Origin of the sequence: Devosia riboflavina (assembly GCF_000743575.1) — a bacterium.
Lineage (GTDB): Bacteria > Pseudomonadota > Alphaproteobacteria > Rhizobiales > Devosiaceae > Devosia > Devosia riboflavina.
The window spans coordinates 347,673-374,662 of the sequence record NZ_JQGC01000001.1 but is presented as its reverse complement, the minus strand read 5'-3'; the positions used below and the strand labels follow the sequence as shown (position 1 = coordinate 374,662).

General features: G+C 63.0%; 25 protein-coding genes. 14 read left to right on the top strand and 11 right to left on the bottom strand.

From position 1 onward, the window contains the following. The first annotated feature begins 160 nt into the window (after nucleotides 1-160). From JP75_RS01595 to JP75_RS01580, 4 genes are all read left to right on the top strand, one after another. Complete coding sequence (locus JP75_RS01595; RefSeq protein WP_035078124.1) at nucleotides 161-1,582, top strand: circularly permuted type 2 ATP-grasp protein; 1,422 nt, start codon at nucleotides 161-163, stop codon at nucleotides 1,580-1,582. 8 nt (nucleotides 1,583-1,590) lie between these two features. Next, nucleotides 1,591-2,535 (top strand): alpha-E domain-containing protein, encoded by a 945-nt coding sequence (locus JP75_RS01590; RefSeq protein ID WP_035078531.1) that lies wholly within the window; start codon nucleotides 1,591-1,593, stop codon nucleotides 2,533-2,535. Between the two features lie 9 nt (nucleotides 2,536-2,544). After that, nucleotides 2,545-3,345 (top strand): transglutaminase family protein, encoded by an 801-nt coding sequence (locus JP75_RS01585; RefSeq protein WP_051960107.1) that lies wholly within the window; start codon nucleotides 2,545-2,547, stop codon nucleotides 3,343-3,345. Nucleotides 3,346-3,457: 112 nt separating this feature from the next. After that, a complete protein-coding gene (locus tag JP75_RS01580; RefSeq protein WP_035078121.1) occupies nucleotides 3,458-4,348 on the top strand; it encodes a LysR substrate-binding domain-containing protein in 891 nt (296 codons plus the stop codon). Between the two features lies 1 nt (nucleotide 4,349). On the opposite strand, the gene JP75_RS01575 is transcribed toward JP75_RS01580, so the two are convergent. After that, nucleotides 4,350-4,622: a CBU_0592 family membrane protein gene (locus JP75_RS01575; protein ID WP_035078117.1), complete on the bottom strand. Its 273-nt coding sequence runs from the start codon at nucleotides 4,620-4,622 to the stop codon at nucleotides 4,350-4,352. 262 nt (nucleotides 4,623-4,884) lie between these two features. On the opposite strand from JP75_RS01575, the gene JP75_RS01570 reads away from it, so the two are divergent. From JP75_RS01570 to JP75_RS01550, 5 genes are read left to right on the top strand one after another with little or no spacing between them, the layout of a single operon-like run. Next, nucleotides 4,885-6,456: an ABC transporter substrate-binding protein gene (locus JP75_RS01570; RefSeq protein ID WP_035078115.1), complete on the top strand. Its 1,572-nt coding sequence runs from the start codon at nucleotides 4,885-4,887 to the stop codon at nucleotides 6,454-6,456. After that, complete coding sequence (locus JP75_RS01565) at nucleotides 6,456-7,403, top strand: ABC transporter permease (protein ID WP_035078113.1); 948 nt, start codon at nucleotides 6,456-6,458, stop codon at nucleotides 7,401-7,403. The genes JP75_RS01570 and JP75_RS01565 overlap by 1 nt, the downstream gene beginning before the upstream one ends. Then, nucleotides 7,400-8,227, top strand: coding sequence for an ABC transporter permease (locus JP75_RS01560; RefSeq protein ID WP_035078111.1), 828 nt, complete (start codon nucleotides 7,400-7,402; stop codon nucleotides 8,225-8,227). The genes JP75_RS01565 and JP75_RS01560 overlap by 4 nt, the downstream gene beginning before the upstream one ends. Next, complete coding sequence (locus tag JP75_RS01555) at nucleotides 8,224-9,831, top strand: ABC transporter ATP-binding protein (RefSeq protein WP_035078109.1); 1,608 nt, start codon at nucleotides 8,224-8,226, stop codon at nucleotides 9,829-9,831. The genes JP75_RS01560 and JP75_RS01555 overlap by 4 nt, the downstream gene beginning before the upstream one ends. 15 nt (nucleotides 9,832-9,846) lie before the next feature. After that, the gene (locus tag JP75_RS01550; RefSeq protein WP_035078107.1) at nucleotides 9,847-11,841 is read left to right on the top strand and encodes a CocE/NonD family hydrolase; all 1,995 of its coding nucleotides are present in this window, start codon (nucleotides 9,847-9,849) and stop codon (nucleotides 11,839-11,841) included. A gap of 55 nt (nucleotides 11,842-11,896) precedes the next feature. Here the strand turns inward: JP75_RS01550 and JP75_RS01545 are convergent, their stop codons facing one another. After that, on the bottom strand, nucleotides 11,897-13,096 hold the full coding sequence (locus JP75_RS01545) for a multidrug effflux MFS transporter (protein WP_035078104.1): 1,200 nt from the start codon (nucleotides 13,094-13,096) through the stop codon (nucleotides 11,897-11,899). Between the two features lie 184 nt (nucleotides 13,097-13,280). Here JP75_RS01545 and JP75_RS01540 point away from each other — a divergent pair, with 184 nt between their 5' ends. After that, a complete protein-coding gene (locus JP75_RS01540) occupies nucleotides 13,281-13,931 on the top strand; it encodes a TetR/AcrR family transcriptional regulator (protein WP_051960160.1) in 651 nt (216 codons plus the stop codon). Between the two features lie 56 nt (nucleotides 13,932-13,987). Here the strand turns inward: JP75_RS01540 and JP75_RS01535 are convergent, their stop codons facing one another. The 8 genes from JP75_RS01535 to JP75_RS01505 form a co-directional block, all read right to left on the bottom strand. After that, nucleotides 13,988-15,193: an MFS transporter gene (locus JP75_RS01535; RefSeq protein WP_035078091.1), complete on the bottom strand. Its 1,206-nt coding sequence runs from the start codon at nucleotides 15,191-15,193 to the stop codon at nucleotides 13,988-13,990. Between the two features lie 58 nt (nucleotides 15,194-15,251). After that, entirely contained in the window at nucleotides 15,252-16,220 is a 969-nt protein-coding gene (locus JP75_RS01530; protein ID WP_035078087.1) for an AraC family transcriptional regulator, read from the bottom strand. Nucleotides 16,221-16,264: 44 nt separating this feature from the next. Next, complete coding sequence (locus JP75_RS01525) at nucleotides 16,265-17,218, bottom strand: amidohydrolase family protein (RefSeq protein WP_035078084.1); 954 nt, start codon at nucleotides 17,216-17,218, stop codon at nucleotides 16,265-16,267. After that, the gene (locus JP75_RS01520; RefSeq protein ID WP_035078081.1) at nucleotides 17,215-18,315 is read right to left on the bottom strand and encodes an LLM class flavin-dependent oxidoreductase; all 1,101 of its coding nucleotides are present in this window, start codon (nucleotides 18,313-18,315) and stop codon (nucleotides 17,215-17,217) included. The genes JP75_RS01525 and JP75_RS01520 overlap by 4 nt, the downstream gene beginning before the upstream one ends. Before the next feature lie 21 nt (nucleotides 18,316-18,336). After that, a complete protein-coding gene (locus JP75_RS26405; RefSeq protein WP_160194626.1) occupies nucleotides 18,337-18,486 on the bottom strand; it encodes a hypothetical protein in 150 nt (49 codons plus the stop codon). Nucleotides 18,487-18,627: 141 nt separating this feature from the next. After that, entirely contained in the window at nucleotides 18,628-18,990 is a 363-nt protein-coding gene (locus JP75_RS01515; RefSeq protein ID WP_051960104.1) for a c-type cytochrome, read from the bottom strand. Between the two features lie 64 nt (nucleotides 18,991-19,054). Further along, nucleotides 19,055-20,497 carry an NHL repeat-containing protein gene (locus tag JP75_RS01510; protein ID WP_035078078.1) on the bottom strand — a complete coding sequence of 481 codons (1,443 nt, stop codon included), beginning with the start codon at nucleotides 20,495-20,497 and terminating at the stop codon, nucleotides 19,055-19,057. A 98-nt stretch (nucleotides 20,498-20,595) separates the two neighbouring features. Beyond that, nucleotides 20,596-21,882: an imelysin family protein gene (locus JP75_RS01505; protein WP_152565698.1), complete on the bottom strand. Its 1,287-nt coding sequence runs from the start codon at nucleotides 21,880-21,882 to the stop codon at nucleotides 20,596-20,598. 128 nt (nucleotides 21,883-22,010) lie between these two features. Here JP75_RS01505 and JP75_RS01500 point away from each other — a divergent pair, with 128 nt between their 5' ends. The 4 genes from JP75_RS01500 to JP75_RS01485 are packed head-to-tail and all read left to right on the top strand — an operon-like array spanning nucleotide 22,011 to nucleotide 26,305. After that, on the top strand, nucleotides 22,011-22,676 hold the full coding sequence (locus tag JP75_RS01500) for a Fe2+-dependent dioxygenase (RefSeq protein WP_035078072.1): 666 nt from the start codon (nucleotides 22,011-22,013) through the stop codon (nucleotides 22,674-22,676). 12 nt (nucleotides 22,677-22,688) lie between these two features. Next, nucleotides 22,689-23,684 (top strand): iron ABC transporter substrate-binding protein, encoded by a 996-nt coding sequence (locus JP75_RS26830; protein ID WP_035078069.1) that lies wholly within the window; start codon nucleotides 22,689-22,691, stop codon nucleotides 23,682-23,684. A gap of 6 nt (nucleotides 23,685-23,690) precedes the next feature. Further along, entirely contained in the window at nucleotides 23,691-25,274 is a 1,584-nt protein-coding gene (locus JP75_RS26825) for an ABC transporter permease (protein WP_152565697.1), read from the top strand. Continuing rightward, on the top strand, nucleotides 25,271-26,305 hold the full coding sequence (locus JP75_RS01485; protein ID WP_051960099.1) for an ABC transporter ATP-binding protein: 1,035 nt from the start codon (nucleotides 25,271-25,273) through the stop codon (nucleotides 26,303-26,305). Before JP75_RS26825 ends, JP75_RS01485 begins: the two co-directional genes overlap by 4 nt. Here the strand turns inward: JP75_RS01485 and JP75_RS01480 are convergent. Further along, nucleotides 26,294-26,935, bottom strand: coding sequence for a hypothetical protein (locus tag JP75_RS01480; protein WP_152565696.1), 642 nt, complete (start codon nucleotides 26,933-26,935; stop codon nucleotides 26,294-26,296). The genes JP75_RS01485 and JP75_RS01480 overlap by 12 nt on opposite strands. Between the last annotated feature and the right edge of the window lie 55 nt (nucleotides 26,936-26,990).

Here is a 26,990-nt window from a genome sequence, read left to right as displayed (position 1 = left end):
AAATCGTCCCGCGCGAATGAGAGCATTTTGTGCGGGCTTTGCGCAAGGCTGACCTGCACTAAAAAGCGGCAAGCGGCGGCTTTGATCGTCTGGACGGCAGCGGCCAATTGTGTAGCAATGGTTTGGCGATGGGAAAGCCGTATCAAACCTGCGAAGAGTAATGGGCGAAAACACGCCGTTTGACGAAATGTACAATGCGGATGGAAGCGTCCGCGAACCTTACCGCGCTCTCAGCGAATGGCTGGGGGAACAGCCCGAAAAAGGGCTGGCGCTGATGCAGGTCGACGCGGAGGCGATCTTCCGAAAGCTCGGCATCACCTTTGCCGTCTATGGTTCGGAAGAGGGCACCGAGAAGGTCATTCCCTTCGATGTCATTCCCCGCATCATTGCCGCCAATGAGTGGCGCAAGCTGTCGCGGGGCATCGAGCAGCGGGTCAAGGCGCTCAATGCCTTTCTCTATGACATCTATCACCGCCAGGAGATTTTGAAGGCAGGGCGGATTCCGGAAAAGCTCATTCTCAACAATGCGGCCTTCTGCCCGCAGATGATGGGGCTGGAGCCGGCGCGGGGCGTTTATGCGCACATTATCGGCGTCGATATCGTGCGCGTCGGGCCGGACGAATTCTATGTGCTGGAGGATAACCTCCGCACGCCTTCGGGTGTCTCCTATATGCTGGAGGACCGCGAGGCGATGATGATGCTGGCGCCGGACCTGTTCCAGCGCTCTAAGGTGGCGCCGGTCGAGACTTATCCGGAAAACCTCAGGCGGACGCTTGAAAGCGTGGCGCCGGCGGGGGCTGGGCGCAATCCGGTGATCGCGGTGTTGACGCCGGGCATTTATAATTCGGCCTATTTCGAACACTCGTTCCTTGCCGACCAGATGGGCGCGCAGCTTTGCGAGGGGCAGGATCTCTTCGTTGATGGCGGTAAGGTCTATATGCGGACCACGACCGGGCCGGAGCGGGTCGACGTCATCTATCGCCGTATCGACGATGATTACCTCGATCCCTTGACGTTCAGGCCGGATTCCATGCTGGGCGTGCCGGGTATTTTCGATGCGTATCGGGCGGGGAACGTCACGCTGGTCAATGCACCGGGGACGGGTATTGCCGACGACAAGGCTGTTTACACCTATGTGCCTGAAATCATCGAATTCTATCTCGGCGAAAAGGCGCTCTTGAACAACGTGCCGACCTATAATTGCACCGATGTGGACCAGCGGGCATGGGTTCTCGAAAACATCGGTGATCTCGTGGTCAAGGAAGTCCATGGTTCGGGCGGCTATGGCATGATGGTTGGGCCGACCTCGACCAAGGCGCAGCACGAGGAATTCAAGAAGAAGATCATCGCGCGGCCGGACAATTACATCGTGCAACCGACTTTGGCGCTCTCGACCTGTCCCACGCATATCAACAACGATGTCGCGCCGCGGCACGTCGATTTGCGGCCCTATGTGCTGGTGGGGGACGAGGTGCGGATTACGCCCGGCGGGCTGACGCGCGTGGCGTTGAAGAAGGGTTCTTTGGTCGTGAACTCGTCGCAGGGCGGCGGGACCAAGGATACCTGGGTGCTGGAAGACTAGTCATGAGAATGCTGGGACGTACCGCACAAAACCTTTTCTGGCTTTCACGCTATGTGGAGCGCGCCGAGAACATGGCGCGCCTCTTGGAAGTCGGCTACCGCATGTCGCTCACCAGCCGCCGCGAAGGCGGGGCGAGCGAGCATCTCGTTTCCATGCTGAAGGCAGCGGAAATGGACGAGGCCTTTGCCGAAAGGCATGAGGTCGCCGATGTCGACACCGTGGCTCATTTCATGATGTTCGATCCGGCCAATCCCTCGTCGGTCTATTCGTGCCTCTTGGCCGCGCGCACCAATGCGCGTTCGGTGCGCACCGCGATCACCACGGATATGTGGGAGAGCATGAACGGGGCCTGGCTCGAATTCTCGCAGATCAAACCGCGCGACGTGCGCGGGGCGAAGCTGCTGGGCCTGCTGCAATGGGTGCGGCAGCGCAGCCATGAATTTCGTGGGGCGCTGCTGGGCACCATTTTGCGCGACGATGGGTTTGCGTTTTTGCAGGCGGGCAATTTCGTCGAGCGGGCCGACAATACGGCGCGGATTCTCGACATGAAATACTATGTGCTGCTGCCGCGCTCGAGCCTTGTCGGCGGCGAGATCGATATCCAGCAATGGACGCTGATCCTACGGGCGGCCTCGGCGCATCGGTCTTATGGGCATGTCTATCATGACCGCTACAAGGCCCATAACATTGCCGACTTCCTGATCCTTCGGACGGAAATGCCGCGCTCGCTGGTCTATTGCGCGCATTTCGTGCGGGACAATCTCAATCTCCTCGCCAGGCTCTATGGGCGGCGGGAGGCGTGTCACGAGGCGATGGATGATCTGCTCAAACTTGTCGAGGGCACGAACATGGATCAGATCTTTGCCCATGGCCTCCACGAATTTCTCAACGATTTCATCGACGGCAACAACCGGGTGACCGACACCTTGTCGGCCAGCTACAATTTCTACTGAGCCTTCTCCATGCGGATTGCCATTGACCATCGACTGAGCGTGACGGTGCCGCAGGGCACGGTGCAGGCTGTCTTTCACCTGCTGCTCACCCCGCCGAGCGGGCCGACGCAGACGGTCGAAAGCTGGAGCGTCGAGGGCACGGGTATCGGCAATGCCGGACGCTTCACCGATGGCTTCGGCAATGCGGCGCATCTGGTCAATCAGTTGCGGCCGGAGGGCGAAATCACCATCCATGTGCGCGGCGAGGTGACGACGCGCGACACCCATGGCGTGCTGGGGCGTCCGGCAGGCGAGCCGGTGCCGGCGCTTTATCGGCGGCTGACGGAACTGACCAAGGCGCCGGAGGCGCTTTATGAGCCGTTTCGCGACAGCAGGGACAACCGGCTAAGCATTTGCCATGCCCTGATGGCGCGGGTTGGCGACGTGCTTGGACTGCCCGAAGAGCCGGAAGCGCCAAAGCAGATGCAGGCCGATGGCGGCCAGGCACAGGTGCAGGAGGCGGGCGAAGTGGCCGAGCGGCCGGCAGCGGCGGACTATGCGCATCTCTTCATCGGCGCGGCGCGGGCGCTCGATATTCCGGCGCGTTATGTGGTGGGCTATCGGCTTGTCGATGGCGAGGATGGACTCCATGCCTGGGCGGAGGCCTTTGACGAGGGCCTCGGTTGGATCGGGTTCGACCCCCACATGCAGATCTGTCCGACAGACCGCTATGTGCGCCTTGCCATTGGGCTCGACGCGGAGGCGGCGCCGACCCTGCGCACAGTGCCGGTTGCCGAGGTGGTGCAGGTGGCCAAGGTTGCGGCCGCCTGACTTTGACCGGACGCTGGGGCAGCTGAAATAAGATGCACGCCTGGCTGCGGTGCGATAAGCCGGAGCCTGTTGCTGTCAATCGGCCGGTCATCGGCGCGCGTCGAAGTTTTCAATGGCCAAATTGCAAAAATTGCCGCCGCTCAATGCGCTCGTCGTTTTCGAGGCGGCGTCGCGTCTGGGCAGTTTTTCGCGGGCGGGGCTGGAACTGGGGCTGACGCAGAGCGCGGTCAGCCGGCAGATCGGCAAGCTCGAGGCCTTTATCGGTTCAAAACTTTTCACCCGCGCGGTGCATGGGGTGCATCTGACCCAGGTGGGCGAGGCCTATGCCGCCGATATTTCGCGCGTGCTCGGCGAAGTGGCGGCGGTGACCGAGGGGATACGCAGTTGGGTTGGGCCGCGGCAGGTTACCATCGCCTGCTCTCGCGGCATTGCCGATCAGTGGTTCATGCCGCTGCTCAAGCGGATGCAGCTCGAAATTCCGGGGCTGGAACTGCGGTTGAAGGTGACCGACGACATCGTGCATCTGCGGCTCGATGAATTCGATCTCGCGGTTTTTTACCGCAGCGAGCGTCCAGCCGGGGTCAATTTGATCGTGCTTGGCCGCGAAGAAATCGTGCCGGTCGCCGCGCCCGGTTCGCCGCTTCTGCTGGATGTGCCCGACCCGGTGATCATCGGCATCGAGGACACAATGCGCGAATGGCAGGATTGGCCGCAATGGTGGCGCAGCGCCGGGCTGACGCCGCCGGAGGGACAGCGCCGTTGGCTCCTGGGCGACTACGGGCTCTGTGTAGCGGCGGCGATGCAGGGCGGGGGCTATGTCCTGGGCTGGACCTGGCTGATCCGCGAGCAGTTGGCCGCGGGCACGCTGGTCCCCATGCATGAGCATATGATGCAGTCCGAGGGGCGCTTTTATCTGATGCGTCCGGCCGACCGGCATCAGCGCCGCATCGTGCGCGAAGTCAGCGATTGGCTGATCGCGCATAATGTGGGCGGCGACAGCTAGGCTATTGATTGGCCTCGGAAGCCGCGCCGGCCTTGCGGCGCTGATGGCGGCTATGGACATAGCCGACGACGGTGAAGATCAGCCAGGCGACCTGGGTCAGGAAGGAACCGAGATTGAAGTTCCAGAGCAGCGAATAGATGAGGGCAAGGCCGCCGAGGATATTGAGCGCGGCATAGCGACCATCGTCGATGGTGAGCACGCGCATCTGGATCAGGGCATAGCCTGCCAGATAGGCCACTGCACCGATCAGCCCTATGGCAGTCGCAAGCTCCATCTCAAATGCTCCCAAGTGCGCCGAGAGGGCGCCGCATTGCCTATAATGAAACCGGGCTGGCGTGCCGCTTTCTAGCAGCGACGCCCCTCCCAATAAGCGCCATCTATCCTCAGTATCGACCAAGCCATGCACGCCGGATTTTGATAGGGGTATGATTTTAAATCATGCCAAATGCCATCATTTGCCCACTAGTATTCCGGCCATAGGGGACCGCCTCCGCTGCCCTTGCGGATGCGCGGCAAGAAACAAGCAAGGTAGGAATATGCCGCAGAACAAGTCGTCATTCGACCTGAGCCGCCGCCAGTTCATCGCTGGTGCAGCAGGGCTCGGTCTCACAACTCTCGCCAGCGGCCTGATCGTGCCGTCCGCATTCGCGCAGGAAGCAACGCCCAAGCGCGGCGGCGTCTTGAAGCTCGGCATCGGCGGCGGTTCCACCACCGACAATTTCGACATTCGCGTTTTGCGGGACTGGGTGCCGGTCAACCAGGCTTACATGACCTTCAACGGCCTTGTCGAAATCGACAAGGACAACATGGTCCAGCCCGAGCTGTTCGAAAGCTGGGAACCCTCGGTCGACGCCAAGGAATGGACTTTCAAGATCCGCCAGGGCGTCACCTTCCACAATGGCAAGACGCTGACTGCCGAAGACATCCTCTATTCGCTGAACCTGCACCGCGGCGAGGCGTCCACTTCCGCAGCGCGTTCCACGGCCGGCCAGTTTGCCGACGTGGTCAAGGTCTCGGACAGCGAGATCAAGATCGTGCTCGATAGCGGCAATGCCGATCTGCCGTATATTCTCTCCGACTATCACTTCCTCATCGTGCCGGAAGGCTTTGAGGACTGGACCAAGCCGATCGGCACTGGTCCGTTCGTGCTCGAAAGCTACGAGCCGGGCGTGCGTGCACGCTTCATCCGCAACGAAAGCTACTGGAAGCCGGATACGGCCTGGGTCGATGCTGTCGAAGTCATCGTCATCAATGACATTGCGGCGCGCACCAATGCGATGATGAGCGGCCAGGTGCATGCCATCAACCAGCTCGACTTTAAGACGGTCGATCTTCTGAAGCGCAATCCTAACCTTGAGGTGGTGCAGTCGGCCGGTGGCCAGCACTTCACCTTCCTGATGGATTGCACCCAAGGCGTTTATGCCGACAACAATGTCCGCATGGCCATCAAGTACGCCATCGATCGCGAACAGCTTCTGACGACGGCCCTGCGCGGTTACGGCAAGCTCGGCAACGATCACCCGATCCCGGTGACCGATCCGTTCTATGCCGCCGACCTGCCGCAGCGCGCCTATGATCCGGAAAAGTCCAAGTTCTATTTGAAGGAAGCCGGTCTCGACTCGCTCAATATCGAGCTGTCGGCTTCGGATGCTGCCTTCTCGGGCGCTGTCGACGCCGCCGCGATCTTCCAGGGCACGGCCGCTGCCTCGGGCATCACGCTCTCGATCAAGCGCGAACCGAGCGATGGCTACTGGTCCAATGTCTGGATGAAGGCGCCGTTCTCGATGGGCTATTGGGGTGGCCGCCCGACCGCGGACCAGATGCTCACCATCGCCTATTCCTCCACCTCGGCGCAAAACGACACGCATTGGAAGAACGAGGCGTTCGACGCCAAGCTCATCGAAGCGCGTGCGCTGCTCGACAATGCCAAGCGCAAGGAAATCTACGCTGAACTGCAGCAGATGATTTCTGACGATGGTGGTGCGATGATCCCGATGTTCGGCGACTATCTCGACGCTGTGTCTACCAAGCTCGGCGGTGTGACCACCCATCCGATGTTCAACTTCATGGGCGCACGCCTGGCCGAAAAGGTCTGGCTGGAAGCATAATGATCCAACTCATCCTTAAGCGTGTTGCGCTTGGGATCCTGACGCTCCTGCTGGTGTCCGCGTTGATTTTCGCGGGCACCCAGCTTCTGCCGGGCGACGTCGCCTCGGCAATTCTCGGACAGAATGCAACGCCGGAATCGCTGGCGGCACTCCGACAGGATCTCGGCCTCGATCTTCCCGCCTGGCAGCGTTACTTCTCCTGGCTCCATGGTTTCGTGACCGGCGATCTCGGCATGTCGCTGGCCAATCGCCAGCCTGTTGCAGACCTCCTCTGGCCGCGTTTCGGCAATACCATGGCGCTCGCCGCCTATGCCGCGATCGTCTCCGTGCCGATCGCCGTGCTGCTTGGTCTTGCCGCGGCCGTGCGCCGGGGTGGTGTCTTCGATCGCGGCATCAATATCGTGGCGCTCGCCTTCGTGTCCTTGCCCGAATATTTCCTCGGTCTCCTGCTCATTCTCTTCCTCTCGGTGCAGTTCAACCTGCTGCCAAGTCTTGCCGATACCTATTCGGGCATGAGCTTTGGCGATTGGCTGCGGGCGACGACCCTGCCGGCTTTGACGCTGGTGCTCGTCACCGTGGCGCAGATGATGCGCATGACGCGCACGGCCGTGCTTTCGGTCATGGATCAGGCCTATGTGGAAACGGCGTTTTTGAAGGGTCTGCGGACCAAGCGCGTCGTCTTGCGCCATGCGCTGCCCAATGCGGCGGCGCCCATCGTCAATGTGGTGGCGTTCAACATCGCGTACCTGATTACCGGCGTCGTCCTGGTGGAAGCCATCTTCAATTATAACGGGCTCGGGCGCTTCATGGTCGATGCCGTCGCCAAGCGCGACCTGCCGCTGGTGCAGGCTGCCGCCATGGTTTTCGGGGCGGCCTACGTTATCCTCAATTCCATCGCCGATATCGCCGCCATCGCCCTCAATCCGCGTCTGAGGCACCCACGATGAGAGCCAAGCTCAAGGCAATTCCCATTTCCGCCTGGCTGGGCCTCTCCATCGTGACGCTCAACCTCCTGGTCTTCGTCTTCGGGCCGATGCTGGCGCCCTATGGCATGAACGAGATCGTCGGCGCGCCCTTCGATCCGCCTTCAGGGCAGTTCTGGTTCGGGCTCGATCAGAATGGCCGCGACATGTTTTCGCGCCTCTTGGCCGGGGCGCAGATGTCGATCGGCGTGTCGCTGGCGGCCTCGCTGATTTCGTTCTCGATCGGCATTCCATTGGGGTTCGTTGCGGCGCTGTTTGGCGGCTGGGTCGATACGGTTCTCTCGCGCGTGGTCGATACCGTCATGTGCATTCCGGTACTGATTTCGGCACTGGTAGTGCTGCAGGCTCTTGGCTCGTCGGTGCCGGTGCTGATCTTCACCATTGCGCTGCTCGACAGCACCCGCGTGTTCCGTCTGGCCCGTGTCGTTGCCCAGGGTATTTCCGTCCTCGAATATGCCGAAACGGCGCGGTTGCGGGGCGAAAGCCTGGGCTGGTTGATCACGCGCGAAATCCTGCCCAATGCGCTGCCGCCGCTGATCGCGGAATTCGGCATGCGTTTCTGCTTCACCTTCCTCTTCGTCGCCGGCCTTTCCTTCCTTGGCCTCGGCATCCAGCCGCCCTTCGCGGATTGGGGTGGCATGGTGAAGGACAACCAACAGGCGATCTTGTACGGCCTCTACGCGCCGCTCTTCCCGGCAGCCGCGATTGCGCTTCTTACGATCGGGGTCAATCTCGTGGTCGACTGGCTGCTCAATTCCGGCAACGCAACCCAGGGAGTCGATCGATGAGCAACGTCCTCACTATTCGCGGCCTGAAGGTCGCGGCACCCAATGGCAACCTGTTGGTCGACGGGATCGATCTCGACCTCGCGCCCGGCGAAGTGCTGGGGCTGATCGGTGAATCCGGCGCCGGCAAGTCGACCATCGGGCTTGCCGCCATGGGCTATGGCCGTGGTGGCTGCCGTATTGTCGGCGGCACCATTGAGATCGGCGGTACCTCGCTGATGGAAGGCAATCGCGCCACCCGCGAAAAGATGCGCGGCGCCCGCATTGCCTATGTGGCGCAATCGGCTGCGGCCGCGTTCAATCCGGCCATCCGTATCGGCGAGCAGATCGTCGAAGGCGCGCTCTATCATGGCAAGATGAACCGGCAGGAGGCGGAAGCCTGGAAGCTGGAGCTGCTGAAGACCTTGCAGCTACCGAACCCGGAGACTTTCGGCGAGCGCTATCCGCATCAGGTTTCCGGTGGCCAGTTGCAGCGCGCCATGGTCGCCATGGCCATGTCCTGCCGGCCCGATATCATCGTGCTTGACGAGCCCACCACGGCGCTCGACGTGACGACGCAGATCGAAGTGTTGGCGCTGCTGCGTAGCCTGATCCAGCGCTACAATACTTCGGCCCTCTACATCACACATGACCTTGCGGTCGTGGCTCAGATCGCTAATCGCATCATGGTGCTGCGGCACGGCAAAATGGTGGAAGAGGGGACGGCCGAGCAGGTGCTTGAGACACCGCGCCAGGACTATACGCGCATGCTCGTTGCCGAGCGACAGGGCAATCTGGTTGGTGAGACTGCGAACCGTCAGCTTGGCGATGTCCTGCTCGATGTCAGCGGCGTGCACGCCTATTACGGCAAGACGCCGGTGCTCGACGATATCTCGTGCAACCTGCGTCGCGGCGAAACGCTGGCAGTGGTCGGTGAGTCCGGTTCGGGCAAGTCGACGCTGGCTCGCGCTATTGCAGGTCTTCTGCCGACTTCGGCGGGCATGATCAGCTTTGATGGGCGCCGGCTCGACCGCTCGTACAAGAGCCGGAGCCGCGAGGAATTGCGGCGCATCCAGCTCGTCTATCAGTTGCCCGACGTAGCGCTCAATCCACGCCAGACGGTTGGCGAGATCATCGGGCGGCCGATGAAATTCTACTTCGGCATGCATGACGTGCCCAAGCAGAAAGAAGTTTCCCGCCTCCTCGATCTCATCGGCCTGCCACAGGATTTTGCCTCGCGCCTGCCGGGCGCCCTGTCGGGCGGCCAGAAACAGCGCGTCTGCATCGCCCGCGCGCTTGCCGCTAAGCCTGACCTGATCATCTGCGACGAGGTCACGTCGGCGCTCGATCCGCTGGTGGCCGAAGACATCCTGAAACTGCTCAAAAGCCTGCAGCAGGAACTGGGTCTGTCCTACCTCTTCATCACCCATGATCTCGGCGTCGTTCGGCGCCTCGCCGACCGCACGCTTGTCATGCAGCGCGGCAAGATCGTCGAGCAGGGACCGACGGCGGAAATCTTCCAGCCGCCATTCCACCCCTATACCGAAGAGCTGGTGACGTCGGTGCCGGAGCTGCGCCGCGACTGGCTCGATACCGTGCTGGCCAAGCGCCAGCAGGCGACCGCCTAGAACTGGACTTTTTCCATGACCATTCGCATCACCGAACATATCTGGATTCCCATGAGCGACGGCACGCGGCTCGGGGCGCGGCTGTTCCTGCCCGCGGACGATGCCAAAGTGCCGGCTGTGCTCGAATATATTCCCTATCGCAAGCGCGACGGCACCCGTGGTCGCGACGAGCCCATGCACGGCTTCTTCGCTGAGAACGGCTATGCCGCGATCCGCGTCGACATGCGCGGCACGGGCGAGAGCGACGGCCACATGGCTGACGAATATCTCAAGCAAGAGCAGGATGACGCGCTCGAAGTCATCGCGTGGATTGCGGCCCAGCCTTGGTGCGACGGCAATGTCGGCATGATGGGCAAGAGCTGGGGCGGGTTCAACGGCCTGCAGGTTGCCGCCCGCCGTCCGCCGGCGCTGAAAGCCATTATCACGGCCTATTCGACCGACAATCGCTATACCGACGACATCCACTATATGGGCGGCTTGCTGCTCAACGATAATCTGTGGTGGGGCACGATCATGCTGGCCTATCAGTCGAGGCCGCTCGACCCCGAGATCGTCGGCGAAGGCTGGCGCGAGGCCTGGCTGAAGCGCGTGGAAAACCTGCCGTTCTTCCCCGCGCTCTGGCTCGAACACCAGCGCTATGACAGCTACTGGAAGCATGGTTCGGTCTGCGAGGACTTTTCGGATATCGAAGTCCCCGTGCTCGCCATTGGCGGCTGGGTGGACAGCTATACCAATGCCGTGCCGCGTCTCCTCGAAGGGCTCAAGACTCCGCGCAAGGCAATCATTGGCCCCTGGGGCCATATCTATCCGCAGGACGGTGTTCCAGGTCCGGCCATCGGCTTTCTTCAGGAAGCCGTGCGCTGGTGGGATCATTGGCTCAAGGGCAAAGATACTGGCGTCATGAACGAGCCGGATCTTCGCGCCTATATCAATGACAGTGTCGCCCCCACCGGCACCCGCACCGATTCACCCGGTCGCTGGGTCGGCGAGGCGAACTGGCCGTCTGCGTCCATTGCCCACAAACTCTTCCAGCTCGGCGGTGACCATGGCCTTCATCCCGGCAGTGCTCCTGCCGGCATGCTGACCATTTGCTCACCGCAGAGCCACGGCAAAGCCGGCGGCGAATGGATGGGCACCGGCTGCGTCGGCGAACATCCGACGGATCAGCGTCTCGATGACGGCAGCGCTCTCGTCTTTGACTCCCTTGTGCAGACAGAGAGCTTTGACGTCCTCGGCGCGCCGGTGCTGAAACTCCGTCTGGCTTCGGACAAGCCAGTGGCGCAGGTCTCGGTGCGTCTCTCGGACGTGCGGCCCGATGGCACGGTGACCCGTGTCAGCTACCAGGTGCTGAACCTGACGCATCGCGATAGCCATGAGCAGCCGGAAGCATTAGTGCCCGGCCAGTTCTACGACGTGGTGGTCAAACTCAACGACTGCGGCCATCGCTTTGCCGCCGGCCACGCCATCCGCGTCGCCATTGGCACCTCGTACTGGCCGATGGTTTGGCCATCGCCGGAACTGGCGACCCTGACCATCGATACGGCGAACTGCTCGCTGTCTCTGCCGGTGCGCAAGGCCGATGCTGCAGAAGTGCAGTTGCCGCCGCCCGCACACGGCCCTGCGACGCCGATCACCCAGCTCGATCCGGGCACCGTGCGCCGCTGGTCGAGCCAGGATCATGTGGTCGGGACAACGACCTATGTCACCGAAGGCATTGGCGGTCTCTTCGGCGAAGGTATTTTGCGCTTTGACGATATCGGCACTGAATTGAGCCACAGCCTCAAGCGCGAACTGACCATTGCCGACAATGATCCGACTTCGGCCGAATATGTTCTTACCCAGAGCTATGAGATGGGCCGCGAGGGCTGGCGCATTCGCATCGATACGGTCACGAAGATGCGCTCCGACCGGGACACGTTCTACCTGACCGGCGAGTTGTCGGTGGAAGAGAACGGGCTGTTGCGGGCCGAGCGGAACTGGGACCAGTCCTTCCCGCGCGACCTGATGTAGAGAGTGACTATCGGCCTCGCCTGTTTTGGCGAGGCCGAGACTAGACCGCCCTGGACTATTCGGCCGCAACTGGCTGCGGATCGATCCTGAGTGTCAGGCGGGTCAGCACGAAGGCGATGGCGGCGCAGGCGGCGATGCCGATAACCATGGGCTGGGCCGTGCCGTCGAAGAAGCTCCCGACAACACCCATGACCACGGCTGCCGTGACGAGCTGGAGCGTGCCCATCAGTGCCGAGGCGGTGCCGGCGATTTCGCCGTGACCATCAAGCGCAAGCACGGCGGTGGTGGGGATGACGAGGCCCAGGAAGCCGTAGCCGACAAAGAGCAGGGTCGCGAGCACGGGCAACTGGTTGAAGCCGGCGAGGTAGACGACGACCAGAGCCAGCATGGTGACGACATAGCCGGTCACAGCCGTGCGCACGATGGCATTGAGGCCATAGCGGCGGGTGAGGACGCCGGTGAGCTGGGAGACGCCGATGAAAGACACGGCATTGATGGAGAACATGACGCTATAGAGCGTGGGGTTGAGCCCATAGTGTTCGATGAGCACGAAGGAGGAATTGGCGAGATAGGCCATGAAGCTCGACATGCCGAAGGCGCCGATCATGGAAAGGCCGATAAAATTCCAGTCGCGCAGCAATAGGCCATAGCCGCGCAGGGCCGAGCCGACGCTGCTATCGAGCCGCAAATGCTTGGGGCGGGTTTCCTTGAGAGTGAAACCGACAAGCAGGAGGCCGAGCACGCCGATGCCGGCGATGACCCAGAAAATATCGCGCCAGCCGCCGAATTCGACGATCAGGCTGCCGGCGAGCGGGGCCAGAATCGGGGAAACCGAAAAAACCAGCATGAGCAGGCTCTGCAATTGGGCGGCATCGGCACCGGTATAGCCGTCGCGCACGATGGCGCGGGGCAAGGCCATGGCGGCGCAGGCGCCGACGCCCTGGAGGAAGCGGGCGGCAACCAGCCACTCGATGGAGGGCGCAAAGGCGCAGCCGACGGCGCCGATGGCGAAGAGCGCCATGCCGAAATAGAGCGGCGGCTTGCGGCCGACCATGTCGCTGATGGGGCCGTAAAAGAGCTGGCAGACCGCAATGGCGGCCATGAAGGCCATGAGGCTCATCTGGACGCCGGCGGTGTCGGCGCCGAGATCGGCGCCAATGGCGGGCAGAGCCGGCAGATACATATCGATGGCGAAGGGGCCGATGGCCGATAGCAGGCCGAGCACCAGCGCAGCGCGCAGGATGGTGGGGTTCATTTGGCAATACCTCTCCGACCCGCGTCAAGGGCGGGCGGTCAGCGTGTTTTCGAGCAAGATTCAGGGCGGCAGGGAGGTGCCGCGACACCTTGATTTGGACACAAGTGTAAAGCTTGGTCAAGCGGGCGTGTCAAAAAATTTGGACACTGTTGTCTAATTTTACTGGATGGGCTATGGTTTCTGCATGTCCACGATCGACTTCGCCCCGCCGCCCTTTGTACCGCAGGCTACTGGAAAGCTGCGTGCCATTCTCGACGCGGCCAAGCGTGCGGTGGTGCGCGATGGGCTCAATGCCATCAGCATCGACGCCATCGCGGCCGATGCGGGCGTTTCCCGCCAGACGGTCTACAACCATCTGGGCGACAAGGAACAATTGGTCATCGCTGTTATCCGCGACGTGACGGCGCGCTCCAGTGCCTCATTGATGGCGGCGGTGGCGACGTTTCCGGATCGGCCGGATGATGTCGAGGCGGCGCTGACCGAATTTGCGGTGCGGCTCTTGGATCCGTGCATGTGCGACATTGATGGCCGCGCGCTGCGTTGGCTGCTCGAACGCGAATCGGGGCGGTATCCGGAATTGCTGCAGACCTGGCAGGCCTATGGGCCGGGGCAGGACTGGCCGATCATTGCGGGCTGCTTTGCCCGTCTCGCGGCCAATGGCTATCTTGAACTCGACGATGCCAGTGTGGCGGCCCGGCATTTTGTGGCGCTGATTTCGGCGGATCTGCCGACGGCCCAGGGGCCTTGCGTGCGTCCGTCGCGGGAGGCGGTGCAGAAGGCCGCCGCGACTGGGGTTCGCACCTTTTTGCGGGCATTTGCTTCAAGGCAGAGATAGGCACTGGTGACGTGCACGTTTGAAAAAGCCGCCCTTTGAGGGGCGGCTTTGTTTTGTCAGCGCTTGGGCTTGGGCTGGAGCAGTGCCAGGACCAGCGTGAGCCCGGCCAATAGGGCCGTGACCATGAGGTTGGCAACCGCCGAATAGGTGTCGACGATATAGCCGCCGACCAGAGCGCCGGTCATGATGGCGACCTGGAAGGAGACCACCATCAGGCTGCCGGAGCTTTCCAGCGCATCGGTGGCCGAGCGCGAAAGGTTAGCTTGGAGGGCGACGGGCGCCATGCCGAAGGCAAAACCCCAGAGCGCTGCGAAGGTGAAGGCGGCGGCGATCTGATTGCCCCAAAGGACGAGGGCGAGCGCGGCCAGGGCCATGATGCCGCCGGTGGTGGCGAGGGCGCGGCTGGCGTCGATATCGGCCAGTTTGCCGCCGGCAACCGTGCCCAGCACCGCGGCGGCGCCGAAGCCGGCGAGCACGAGGGCGATCATGCCGGTTTCAAGGCCGGTCACCTGTTCGAGGAAGGGGCGCACATAGACCGAACCGGTCATGTGGCCGGCCATGAGCAGGATAATGGCGAGCATGCCGAGCTGCACGCCGCGGCGTTTTAGCAGGCGAACCATGTCTCCCATGCTGTTGCCGGCCGAGGCAGGCATGCTGGGGAGGCCGATAAGCTGCAGGACGAGGGCGAGGCCAGAGAGGGCGGCGGTGAGACCCATGGCGCTGCGCCAGCCGAGCCAATCGCCGATCAGGGCGCCCATGGAGGGGGCGGCGATGGTGGCGAGGGAAACGCCAAGGCTGACCATGGCGGTGCCGCGGCCGATGGCGCCGGTGCCGACGAGCCGGGCGACAACGGCGACGGAGAGGGCCCAGAAGGCGCTGAGCGCAATACCGAGGCCGGCGCGGCCGATCAGCAGTACCCAGAAATCGGTAGCAAAAGTGGCGAGCAGGTTGGAGGCGATGGCAAGGGCGCTGAGCCCGACCAGCACCGCCTTGCGGTTGATCCGGCCGATGAGGACATTGCTGAAGAGGGCGGCGAGGGCGCCGACCATGGCGGTGACCGTGACCACCTGGCCAGCAGTTCCTTCGCTGATGCCGAGGTCGCGGGCCATGGGGGTGAGAAGGCCGGCGGGGAGGAATTCGGCCGAGACCAGCGCAAAACTGGTGGCGAGCATGCCGAGCATGGCGAGCCAGGTCTTGGCGCTCCAGCCGGTCGAGACGGATGTGTCGGCGGCGAGGCCCGCTGAAATCGAAGTGTCAGTCATGAAGAGGTCTCCAAATCGGGAGACGTTCATAGACAGGATCGAAAAGACGATATGTGTCCTAAAATCCGAATTCCATATCAGTTCGTCCGGAAGCGCTGCGGCGGACCGCGCCGGGAGAGGCGCTGGTGACGCGCTTGAAGGCGCGGGCGAAACTGGCTTCGGATTCATAGCCCAGTTTTGAGGCCACTTCGGCGACAGGCATGCCGTTTTGCGCCAGCCATTCCTGCGCCAATTGCATGCGGAGGCGCGTCAAATAGCGGGCGGCGCCTTCGCCGAGGATGGCACTAAAACGCTCGGCGAAAATGGAGCGCGATTGGCCGGCGGTGCCGGCAAGAGTTTCCAGCGTCCAATTGGCGCCGGGTGCGCGATGCATGGCGACCAAAGCGCGGCCGATATGGGGATCGCGGATGGCGGCGAGCCAGCCGGTGGCGGAGGTGTCGTGGCTTTTCACCCAGCAGCGGATAAGCCTTGCGGTGAGCAGGTCGGCCATGCGCGAGAGAATGGTGGCGCTGCCCATGCGGGGTTGGCTCGCTTCAATGGCCATGGCTTCGAGCAGCGGATTGACCATGGGGTCGTGGGTCGCGACATCGCAGCCGCGGATGATCGACGGCATGAGGCTGATCAGCGGATGCAGCGCATAGGCGCCGAGCGCCATGGAGCCGCAGAAGATCATGCTGATGTCACCATCGCCCTCTTGCACCACCTCGCAGACATTGCCGCCGTGGCCGGTGACCTGGCAGGCCGACAGGGAATTTTCGGTGACGTTGGGGGAGCTCGCGAGACGATGCTCGACGCCCTGTGGAAGCAGGATGAGGTCGCCCGCGCCGAGTTCCTGCCAGCCCTCGGCCTCCGTATGCACCCAGCAGGGGCCCTTGCTGACGAAATGGAACCGCAGCAGGGGTTGCTTGGGGAAGCTGATGCTCCAGGGATGGCGCAGTTCGCAGCGGCCATAATTGACGCCGCTCAAGCGAAAATCCTGCAGGACTTCGCTCAGCGCATCGGAGGTGACGGACGAATTGTAATTCATGCGAGAAATTTACAGTCAATTCGTCCGGCAGGCAAGCCGCGGAACTACTCCGCGGCTTCAGCCTTTGCTGCGCGCAGGGAGAGCAGGCGACGCGCATTGCCGCCCGCGACCAGGCGCTGCTCGGCCTCGTTGAGCCCGGCTTCGGCGAGGCTCGTGGCAAGACTTTCGGCTTGCAGGGCCGGCAGGATCGGCCAGTCGGTGCCGGCCAGCACGCGGTCGGCACCGAAAAAGCCGGTGAGGGTACGGACGATGGCGGGATCGGCGCCCATAGTGTCGAAGTAGATGTTCGGGCGCGGCTGCTTCTGGCGTTCCGTGCGACCATAAATGCCGCCGCGTGCCGCCTGGACGATGCCGCCGAGGCCGAGGGTGGCGAAGATCAGGTGCAGGTCCGGCAGGTCATCGAGGATGCTGGACTGGATGATGGAGAGGAAAGCGACGCCATTCATCAGGCCGCGGCCGAGCGAATTGCCCAGCATGCCAGCGCCTGCGATCAGCACCTCGGAATTGGGATGGGCGACCGGATGGACGAATACCGGGACGCGATGACGGGCGGCGACTTCAAGGGTTGGCCGGGCCGAAGGATCGGCGAGGAATTTCCCATTGCGCGAGGAGTCGATGACGAGGCCGGAAAGGCCGAGTTCCACGATAGCGCGTTCGGCTTCTTCGGCGCCTTCTTCACCCGCAAAAACATCGGTGACGGCGAAGGCTGCCAGTGAGGGTTCGGCTGCTACGAGACGCGCCAGCCAGTCATTGGCTTCGCGGAGGCCGGCAAAATCCACCGGGCCCTCGGCGCCAAAAAGGCTTTCCACGGTGGCGGTGACGACGGCGAGCGAAACGCCGGCGGATTTGAACTCATCGACCAGCGCCGCGGGCGTGGTGATCTTGCGGTAGATTTCCGGCGAGAATCCGCCGGCAGGTTTTGCGAATTTGCCACCGGGGCCCCAAGCAGGTGGCCAGAGATGGGTGTGGATGTCGACGATATCGAGGGGAGTGCTCATTCTGCTGCAACCTTGCGGGCTTCGCGCTCTGCAATGCCGGCCTTGACCAGCGGCACGACATCGCGGCCATAGGTGACCGTGTCTGCCGTGGGGTAGAAGCCGCGGACGAGGAAATTGGAAATGCCGGCGTCGTAATAGTCGAGCATGGCTTCGGCGACCTGTTCGGGCGTGCCGACCAAGGCGGTGGAATTGCCGCCGGCGCCGCTCGCTTCCGCCACTTCGGTCCAGAGCCGCTTGTCGAGCACTTTTCCGCGCTTGGCGGCCTCGCGCAGGCGCACCGAGCCGACATTGCTTGGGAGTTTTTCGCCATTGCCGCCGGCCTGCCGGGCGACGCCTGCCTTCACCTTTTCGAGGATATCGGCAGCATTGGACCAAGCCTCATCCTCGGTTTCGGCGACGATGGTGCGGAAGGCGAGGGTGAAGCGGATTTCCGATGGGTCGCGGCCATTGGCGGCGGCGGCGGCGCGGACCTTGGCGATGGTTTCGCGGGTGCCGTCGAGCGGCTCTCCCCAGAGCGCATAGATATCGGCATGTTTTCCGGCGACAGCAATCGCCGCATCCGAGGAGCCGCCGAAGGAAATGGGAATGCACGGCTTCTGGAACGGCTTTACCTGGCTGAAGGCGCCCTTGAACTTGTAGAAGCGCCCTTCGTGGTCGAAAGGGGCGTCGCTTTCCCAGACCTTCTTGAGCACTTCGATATATTCGTCGGTGCGGGCGTAGCGGGTATCGTGGTCTTCGAAATCGCCGTCGCGGGCCTGGTCGGCATCGGAGCCACCGGTGATGATGTGGACCCAGACGCGGCCTTCGGAAAACTGGTCGAGCGTCGCCAATTGCCGTGCGCCAAGCGTCGGCGCCATCAGACCGGGGCGGTGGGCAAGGAGGGCGCCAATGCGTTCGGTCTTGCCGAAGACATAGGCGGCGATCTGGTTATTGTCCGGCCACTGGGCGAACTGTCCGATCAGCAGGCGATCAATGCCCGCTGCCTCGGCTGCCTGTACGTGGTTGCGAATATAGGTCTTGTCGATGACGGGACCCGTCGTGGGGACGATGTCGGACCCCTCGCGATTGGAGGTGTGACCGATGAATTCCGCTGCCATCCAAAACTCCTGGAGACTGGCTCAGCCGCTGATGAGGCCGAAGGCGATGCCGAGTGAGAAGAGGAACGCCACGCTCGCTGCCGCGAGCACGAGCCACTCGACCGCGCGCCGATGAAAGGCCGAGCGGGCGCTGGTGAGAATTCGGAGATTACCGGTCTCGATGGCTGTCATGGGGATCACCTCGGTTTGAGAGATGAAACCCTAGTCAATTTATAGACATTGTCGATTGCGTTTTCAGCACCGATTCTGCAGCCTCTTTTCGACAATGATGGAGGATAGAGAAAATCCTTCGCCTTTGCCCGAGGGCAGCCGTCACTCGGTGAACGCGCCGAAGCTGTTGTCCCAGGAATTGCGGACATAGGTGCCGACGGCCAGAAGTTCTTCCGGGGTCAGGCGCTTGCCGAAGGCGGGCATATCGGCGCTGCCATTGGTGATCTGGCGGATGACGAATTCGGCATTGGCGAGGCGCTGGTTGCCCGAGAGCTTTGGGCCGACGAAGCCGCCGCCTTTGGCGCCATGGCATTCCTGGCAGCGGCGGATATAGATCGGCTCGCCAAGGGCAATGGTTTCGGCAAGCGATGTCGGGGTGGACGGGGCCGTGTCCTCGGCAAAGCCCGGCAGGGCCGGGGCGAGAAGAGTGGCAAGCACCAGGGCCAGGCGCTGATATGTCTTCATGTTCTCTCGTCCAAATATGAAATGGGCGGCCAAATGGCCGCCCACCTTGTCAGATCTTATTGGCTTATTCCTGCAGGTCGAGGACCACGAGACGCGCGCCACCGGCATTGTTGTTGGTGGTGAGGGCCACATGCTTGCCATCGGGCGACACGGCAGCGCCGAAGAACTGGGCGGAGACGGTGTCGTTCGGGAGAGCCAGGATGCCGTCTTCGCTCACTGATGTATCGAGCTTGCCGGCGCTATCGAGCACGACGGCAGACGGGATGCCGCCGAAATAGCCGACATGCAGGGTGCGGTCATTGGGCAGGCCAACGAGGAGACGGCCGCGTTCTTCGGCGGACTTCAGGCCAGTCAAGCCTTCGGACTGCACGACGGCAGAGCCATTGCTGCCCCAGGTGGTGTCGAGTTCCTTGCCCTTGACGCGGAAGGAAACGAGATCGGGCGCCTCGGTGGTCTTGAAGCCCAGGGTCGAGGGCGTGGCTTCGGCGGTGGCACCGCCATAACCGGTCGTCACCCAGCTACCGTCGGAAAGCTGCACCGCGGCATAGCCTTCGGCAAAGCCGCCATCGGCCACCAGCGGATTGAAGATGGCAATGCCGGGGGTGGCGGCGAGGCCAACGGCTTCCGCCGAGGACTGCGGAGAGACAAAGCCGCCAAAATTTTCGTCGAGCGAGCCATCGGGATTGAGATGGATCAGGATGATGTGGTTGCGCAGCGCTTCACCGAGATTGGTGTAGCCGGCACTCATGATCGAGCCATCGGCGCCGAGGGTGACGCGGCGGCCGCCTTCGTTAAAGGTCTGGGCCGACTGATAGGTGAAGGGCTTGCCGCCATTGAAGGAGGCATCGACCGAACCGTCGGCAGCGAGGAGGCGAACCACATAGCGGTCGGCATCGGTGCGGCCCGAGCCTTCGGCGGCCGAACCGTGGCCGGCGACGATGAGCTTTTCTTCGCCGCTCGAATTGTCGACCTTGAGGTCCCAGGCCGTATCCTGGGGCGGGTTCTCGACGCCGGGGAAGGCGTCGTTATTGGCATTGGGCCAGCCGAAGACGACCTCGAGGGCGCCGGTCTCGCCGCCCCAGGCATCGCCGGTCACCTGCTTGCCGGTGGCGTCGAAGCGCACGAGATAGATCGAGATGCCGCCGTCTTCTTCATTGGCATTGATGGCGGCAACCACGTCGCCATTGGCGAGCGGGGCGACGGCAAGGGACTGTTCGATCGTGCCGCCGGGCAGGTCGACTTCGGCGAAACCGTCTTCGCCAAAGGCCGTATCGGGCGTGCCATCGGCATTGAAGCGGCCGACGATCACGTGCGAAGCCGGATCGGTTTCGGCGCTGGGATTGCCCACATGGCCCGAGACATAGATCTTGCCGTCGACGCCATAGGCGAGGCCGCGGAAGTCATTGGCCTTGTCGGTGGTGAAGTCGACCGAAGAGGTGATATCCTGCGCCATGGCGGTGCTGGCCATCAGCGCGGTGCCAAGGATGATGAGGCTACGGGTAAGCATTGAAGTCCTCCAATTAAGCCGGGAAGGCGATCTGATACATCCGGGCCTGTGTTTTCTCCGGCGGGCCAATGCCCGACGGCCGAAATCTGTTCTTCCGGCTACATGCCGGGTACGACGACGAGCACGCCAAGCTGGTTGGCGGCCTGGCGCAGGTCGCGCGCGAGATCCGTCAGGGCGCGGGCCGCTTCCTCTCCCGCGGCGCGTTCCGGGCTGCCGGAAGCGGGGGCGAGGAACCGCGCATAGGGCGCGTCCATGGCGCCCAGAGCCTTGGAGGCGCGGGCAAAGCCTGCCTCGATCTTGGCGGCGAGGTCGGCATTGGTTGCCTTGACCAGGGCGTCGAGCCCACTCTCGAAATAGACCGCCTGTGCCCCGGCAAAGGAGGCTGCATTGTCGACTTCGGACGTGTCGCTGAAGGGAGAGGCTTGAAAGTTCTTATTGGCCGGGAAGAGCGCGGCACCGATGCGGCGGAGCGGGATTTCGTAGCCGATCAGCACCGTCATACCGTTAAAGGCCCGGCCAAGCGCATTGCGCTGGTCCATGCTTTCGACCGAGGCGCGATAATTGTTGCCGACATCGGGCGCCCACGCCGCGACGAGGGCGCCGGTATCATTGACGAAGAGCCGGGTCACCGAAGCGAGGTATTCGCCGCGGCGCGTGCCCTCGTCTCCAGCAAAGGCCGATGCCGGCAGGGCGCCATCGGCGCCCCAGAGCAGGTATTCGGCGACATGGAGGCCCGTCGTGATATTGACCGTCGGTTCGACGGTGTTGAGCCGGGCAATGGCGCGGAAATTGAGCGATTGCGCCGTGTCCGCGAGGATAGCGTCGATGACGGCTGGGTTGACCGGCCAGCCATTGAGGCGCGGCAGCGGGCCGCCGGGGGCGTCGGCCGAGATGGCGGGAATATCCACCGGGCCGGCATAGAACTGATAGGCTTCTGTCTTGAGATAGGCTTCGCGCGCTGCAAGCCAGGCGGCGCGGGCGGCGGAGAGCGTCTCGTCGGTCGGGGAAGCCTGCAGGGCCGCCACGGCGTCATTGAGCGCCTGGGCTGCTGCATTGGTGGCGGCATAGGTGTCATGGACCAAGGCTGCATAGGCTGACACCTGGCTCTTGGCATCATAGGCAAAGGCCGTGGGGTCATTGGTCGAGAGGCGGAATTCGGTGATCGTGCCGAGCACGGCGCCGCCGCCTTCGCCCGGACCACCTTCGCCTGATGCTTCCGCCTGGGCGACGAGCATGCGCGGCCGGGTCGGCTGCAAGGCGGGAGCCTGCTGGATTTCGGATTCCAGGCCGGGATTTTGCCGCGCAATTGCAGGGGTATTCGCGCCTGCGCCGCCTACGAGCAAGGCTGTGCCCAGACCCATCCAAATCCGCGTGCGACGCTCCACGACAAACCCTCCAGGCCCTGTTTTTGGCGGCTTGCGGACCGCTGAGCCAAGGGGTAGATAAACTGACAGTTAGTGTCAACTATGTAACTGACACTGAGTGTCAACTTTTGTCTGCGGGGGACAGTTGCATGATCCTGTGTATCGGCGATGTGCTCGATCGCGACGCTCTGGCGGACCTGCGCGAGACGGTTGCCGCAGGCGTTTTCGTCGATGGCGTGCTGAGCTCGGGCTGGGCCTCGCGGCTGGTCAAAAACAATGAGCAGCTCGGGGCCGGGCCGGCGCTTGCCGCGGCGCAGGACAAGGTCATCGCGGCGCTGAAGGCCAATCCGGTCTTTGCCGGTGCCGTGCTGCCGCGCCGTTTCGCGCCGCCGCTTTTTGCCCGCTACGAACCAGGCATGGAATTCGGCACCCATATGGACAATCCGCTGATGGGGCCGGACCACATGCGCGCCGATATTTCGGTGACGATTTTCCTCGTCGAGCCCGACAGCTATGACGGGGGCGAACTGGTGATGGAAACGACGGGCGGGGAAGCCGCCTATAAGCTCGCCGCCGGTTCTGCTGTGGTCTATCCGACGACGGTCCTGCATCGCGTGGAGCCGGTGACGCGCGGTCGCCGCGAAGTGGCTGTCACCTGGGCGCAAAGCCTGGTACGGCGCGCCGATGAACGGGAAATCCTCTTTGACCTCGATCGCGTCGCCCGCTCGATTTTCGAGCGTGACGGCAAGAGCGAGGAATTCGAACTGATCAACAAAAGCAGCGCCAATCTCAAGCGCCTGTGGGTGGAATCGTAAGGGACCAATCGCATGACCAGGACTTTTCTCGCGACGCTCGCATTGACGCTGACCTTGGCTGCACCAGCCTTGGCGCAGGACAATGGGCTGACGGTCTATACCTCGCAGCACCAGGCCCTGACGCAGGAATGGGCCGATGCCTTTACCGCCAAGACCGGTATTCCCGTGGCGATCCGCAAGGGCACCGACGTGCTGATGGCCAATCAGATCGTGCAGGAAGGGCTCAATTCTCCCGCCGATATTTTCCTCACCGAGAATTCGCCGGCCATGATGATGGTGCAGGATGCCGACCTCTTCCTGCCGGTGGCGCCGGAAACCCTCGCCAATACGCCCGAGCAGTTTCGGCCACAGAGCGGCATGTGGACCGGCATTGCCGCGCGCACGACCATGCTGGTCTATAATACCGAGATGATCAGCGAGGATGAGCTGCCCGTTTCCATGCTCGATCTTGCCAAGCCCGAATGGCAGGGCCGCTGGGGCGCGGCACCGGCCGGTGCCGATTTCCAGGCCATCGTTTCGGCACTGCTGGAATTGCGGGGGACCGAGGAGACGGCAAACTGGCTCGTCGGGCTCAAGCAGAATGCGCTGCCCTATCGCGGCAATTTCGAAGCCATGCGCGGCGCCAATGTGGGCGAAGTCGCAGCGGCGCTGATCTACAATTACTACTATTTTGGCGACCAGGCCGGCACCGGGGAAAGCTCGGACAAGCTCAAGGTGCACTATTTCGCCAACAAGGATCCCGGCGCCTTCGTCTCGGTTTCGGGTGGTGGCGTGCTGAAGGCTTCGGACAATCCGGAAGCCGCGCAGCAGTTCCTTGCCTTTGTCACTGGGCCCGAGGGTCAGGCGATCCTCCGCGATGGGCATAGCTATGAATATGCCATTGCCAGCGGCATCGAGCCCAATCCGGCGCTGCCCCCGCTTTCGAGCATCGATAGCCCCGATGTCGATCCTTCCCTCCTTAATGCGCAGGAAGTGGTGCAGTTGATGACCGCGGCCGGGGTGATCTGACCGCCCATGCACCAGGCATTGCCGAGTAAGGGCCGCGTCGGCGCGCCAATGCGCCTTTATCGGCATCGCCGTCGCGGGGCGTCGCCTTTTGTGTTTGCCGCCGCGATAGCCGTTGCGGTGCTGTCCTTGCTGCCGGTTGGCTTCGTTCTGGTCGTTTTGGTCCAATCCGGTTGGGATACGGCAAGCGCGCTGCTCTTTCGTCCGCGCATCGGCGAATTGCTCATCAATACGATGCTGCTTGAAGTGCTTGCCGTGCCGCTCAGCATCTTGTTGGCGCTGGCCCTGGCATGGCTCACGGAGCGCAGCGATTTGAAGTGGCGGGCGCTTTGGCGCTGGCTGGCTGTGGCGCCTTTGGCCATTCCCGCCTTTGTTCAGGCCTATGCCTGGGATAGTGCCATTCCGGTGCTGCGCGGCCTCTGGCCGGCCGTGCTTGTCTCCGTCCTTGCCTATTTTCCGCTGGTTTACCTGCCCGTCATCGCGCAATTGCGCCGGCTCGATCCGGCCATGGAGGACGTCGCGGCAACGCTCGGCACCAAGCCGCCTGCGATCTTTGTGCATGTCGTCCTGCCACAACTGCGCCTGGCCATTTCGGGCGGCGCGCTGCTGATCGCGCTGCATCTCCTCTCCGAATACGGACTCTATGTGCTGATCCGCTATGACACGCTGACCGTCGCCATCGTCAGCCAGTTTCAGGCGGTCTATGACGGTCCGGCGGCCAATCTGATGGGGATCGTGCTGGTGTTTTTGGCCGTGCTTTTCCTCGCCGGTGAGGCCTGGCTGCGGGGCGAGCGGCGCTATGCACGAGTCGGTGGTGGCGCGGCGCGGCAGGTTGCTCTCGTCAAACTGGGTGCCTGGTGGCCCCTGTTCATGGCGCTGCCCGCGCTGGTTGCGGCGCTTGCGATAGGTCTTCCCGTCGTGACGCTGCTGCGCTGGCTGCTTATCGGCGGCATTGAGGCCTGGCATCTGCCCCAGCTTGCCGTCGCGACCTGGCAGACGGCAGGCTATGCCCTGGCCGGCGCGGTGACCGTTTGCGTCATGGCCTTGCCCATTGCCTGGCTCGCCGCCCGAGCGCCCGGTCCCTTGCAGAAAACGCTCGAAAATATTCATTTCCAGGTGGGCGCGCTTCCCGGCGTCATCGTCGCCCTGGCGCTGGTTGCCGTGACGGTGCGGGTGGCGCTGCCGCTCTATCAGACCGTCGCGACACTGCTCCTCGCCTATGTCCTTCTCTACCTGCCGCGCGCCATCGTTTCGGTGCGCGCGAGTCTCGCGCAGGTGCCCATCGAACTCGAGCGGGCGGCAACGGCGCTCGGCCGACCGCCGCTCGCGGCCGTTGTCGGCGTCACGCTGCGCCTCGCCTTTCCCGGCATCGCCGCGGGTATGGCGCTGGTTGCAATGGGCATCACCACCGAACTTACCGCAACCCTTATGCTGAGTCCCATCGGCACCGAAACGCTGGCGACACAGTTCTGGGCCCGCACCGGCGAATTCGACCATGTCGGAGCGGCGCCCTTTGCCCTTGCCATGGTGGTTCTCTCCTTGCCGCTCTGCATCATCCTCCATAGCCAGGCCACCGGAGCCCGTTTGTCTTGACCGTTCTTCGTATCGCCAATCTGGGCAAGACCTACGGGACCGCGACGGCGCTGGCTGGTGTCAGCCTCGATGTTGCCATGGGCTCCCGCACCGTGATCGTCGGTCCCTCGGGCTCGGGCAAGACTACATTGCTGCGCCTGATCGCCGGCTTTGAGGCGCCGGATACGGGCCGGATAGAGCTGAACGGCGAACTGCTCGCCGATGCGGAGGCCGGCGTGCCCGCCTATCGGCGCAATATCGGCCTCGTCATGCAGGAAGGTGCGCTCTTTCCGCATCTGAGCGTGCTCGACAATATCTGTTTCGGCATTCGCTCCGAGGCCGATGCCAATAAGCGCGCACTGGCGCTTATGGACATGACCGAGCTCGATCGCGGCATGGCGCAGCGCCAGCCGCATCAACTCTCGGGCGGCCAGCAGCAGCGTGTGGCCCTGGCCCGGGCGCTGGCGCGGCAGCCTCGCCTCATGCTGCTCGACGAACCGTTTTCGGCGCTCGATGCCGGGCTGCGCGAACAGATGCGCGACGCGACCGCAAACATCCTGGCGCAGGCCGGTGTCGCCACGGTGCTTGTGACGCATGATCGCGACGAGGCCATGGGCTTTGCCGATCAATTGGTGATTTTGCGCGATGGCAGGCTGGTCCAGGCCGGCAGTCCCAAATCCCTCTATCGTCGGCCTGTCGATGCAACTACCGCGGCCTTCCTTGGTGCGGCGATCATCCTGCCCGCAGATTTCTCCGTCCGGACAGCCGAATGTGCCTTGGGCGCACTCCTCGTTCCTGAGACCGATGCCGCAGAGGGCGCCGGAAAAGTGCTCATCCGCCCCGAGCAGTTGAATATCGTGGCAGCACCGGAAGGCGAGTGGCACGTCGTGTCTGCGCTTGACCGCGGCAACAAGAGCGCCGTGACCATCGAGCGGGTTTATCGCGGTGATCGGGTGGTGATCAGCTTCGACGACGTCTCCGTGCATGGTCTGGAGGTCGGGCAAGCGGTGCAGGTCGAGATCGCGGGGACCGTGCGCCCCCTAAAAGGCTGAAGCGGCCTCTGTGCCCTGCTTTGCCTGCAGCATGCGATCAAAGGCATTGCGCACGGCCAGCGACAGGTTGAAGAAAACCAGGCTGACCGGATCGGTCTTTTCCTGTGTGCCGTGCTCATGGGGCGGAAAGCCCAGGCCATCGAGGCTCAGGACAATGCCACGATCGAAATAAGCGCGCGCCTCGAAATCGAGGCGTCCCGTGGTCAGGGTGTTGCCATTTTCGATTTCGATCAGGATGTCGCCTTGGCGCGACCTGCCGGGCGAATAAAGATCGGGCCGTGTAAAGAGATGGGCATGGGCCTCATAGAGGCTGGACCCCACCTCGACATCGGGGAAATTGGCAAGATTGCCGTTCTGGCCGAGATTGTAGTGGTCGACCAGCATGGCGGCCAGTCGGGCGGCGACGAGCAGTTCGAGCCCGGCGTGATGAATGCCGCTGATCACGGCGGCGTGGCTGAGGCCATCGCTGCAGAAAAGACGATGGCCGCCGCGCCCCGGCACTTCCTTGAGCGGCTCGGGGGCGACGCCTCTGGCGAGCAATAGCGAAAACTCGCGCGGTGACAAAGCCGAAGCGAGGGCAACATCGCGTGTCGTGAAGAGGCCGGGGGGTGGGGTTGTGGGGCGAGCCAAGGTGGGAGCCTGATATGATCGAAAGCTTGTAGCGCAGATGCCGGCGGTGCAAAAC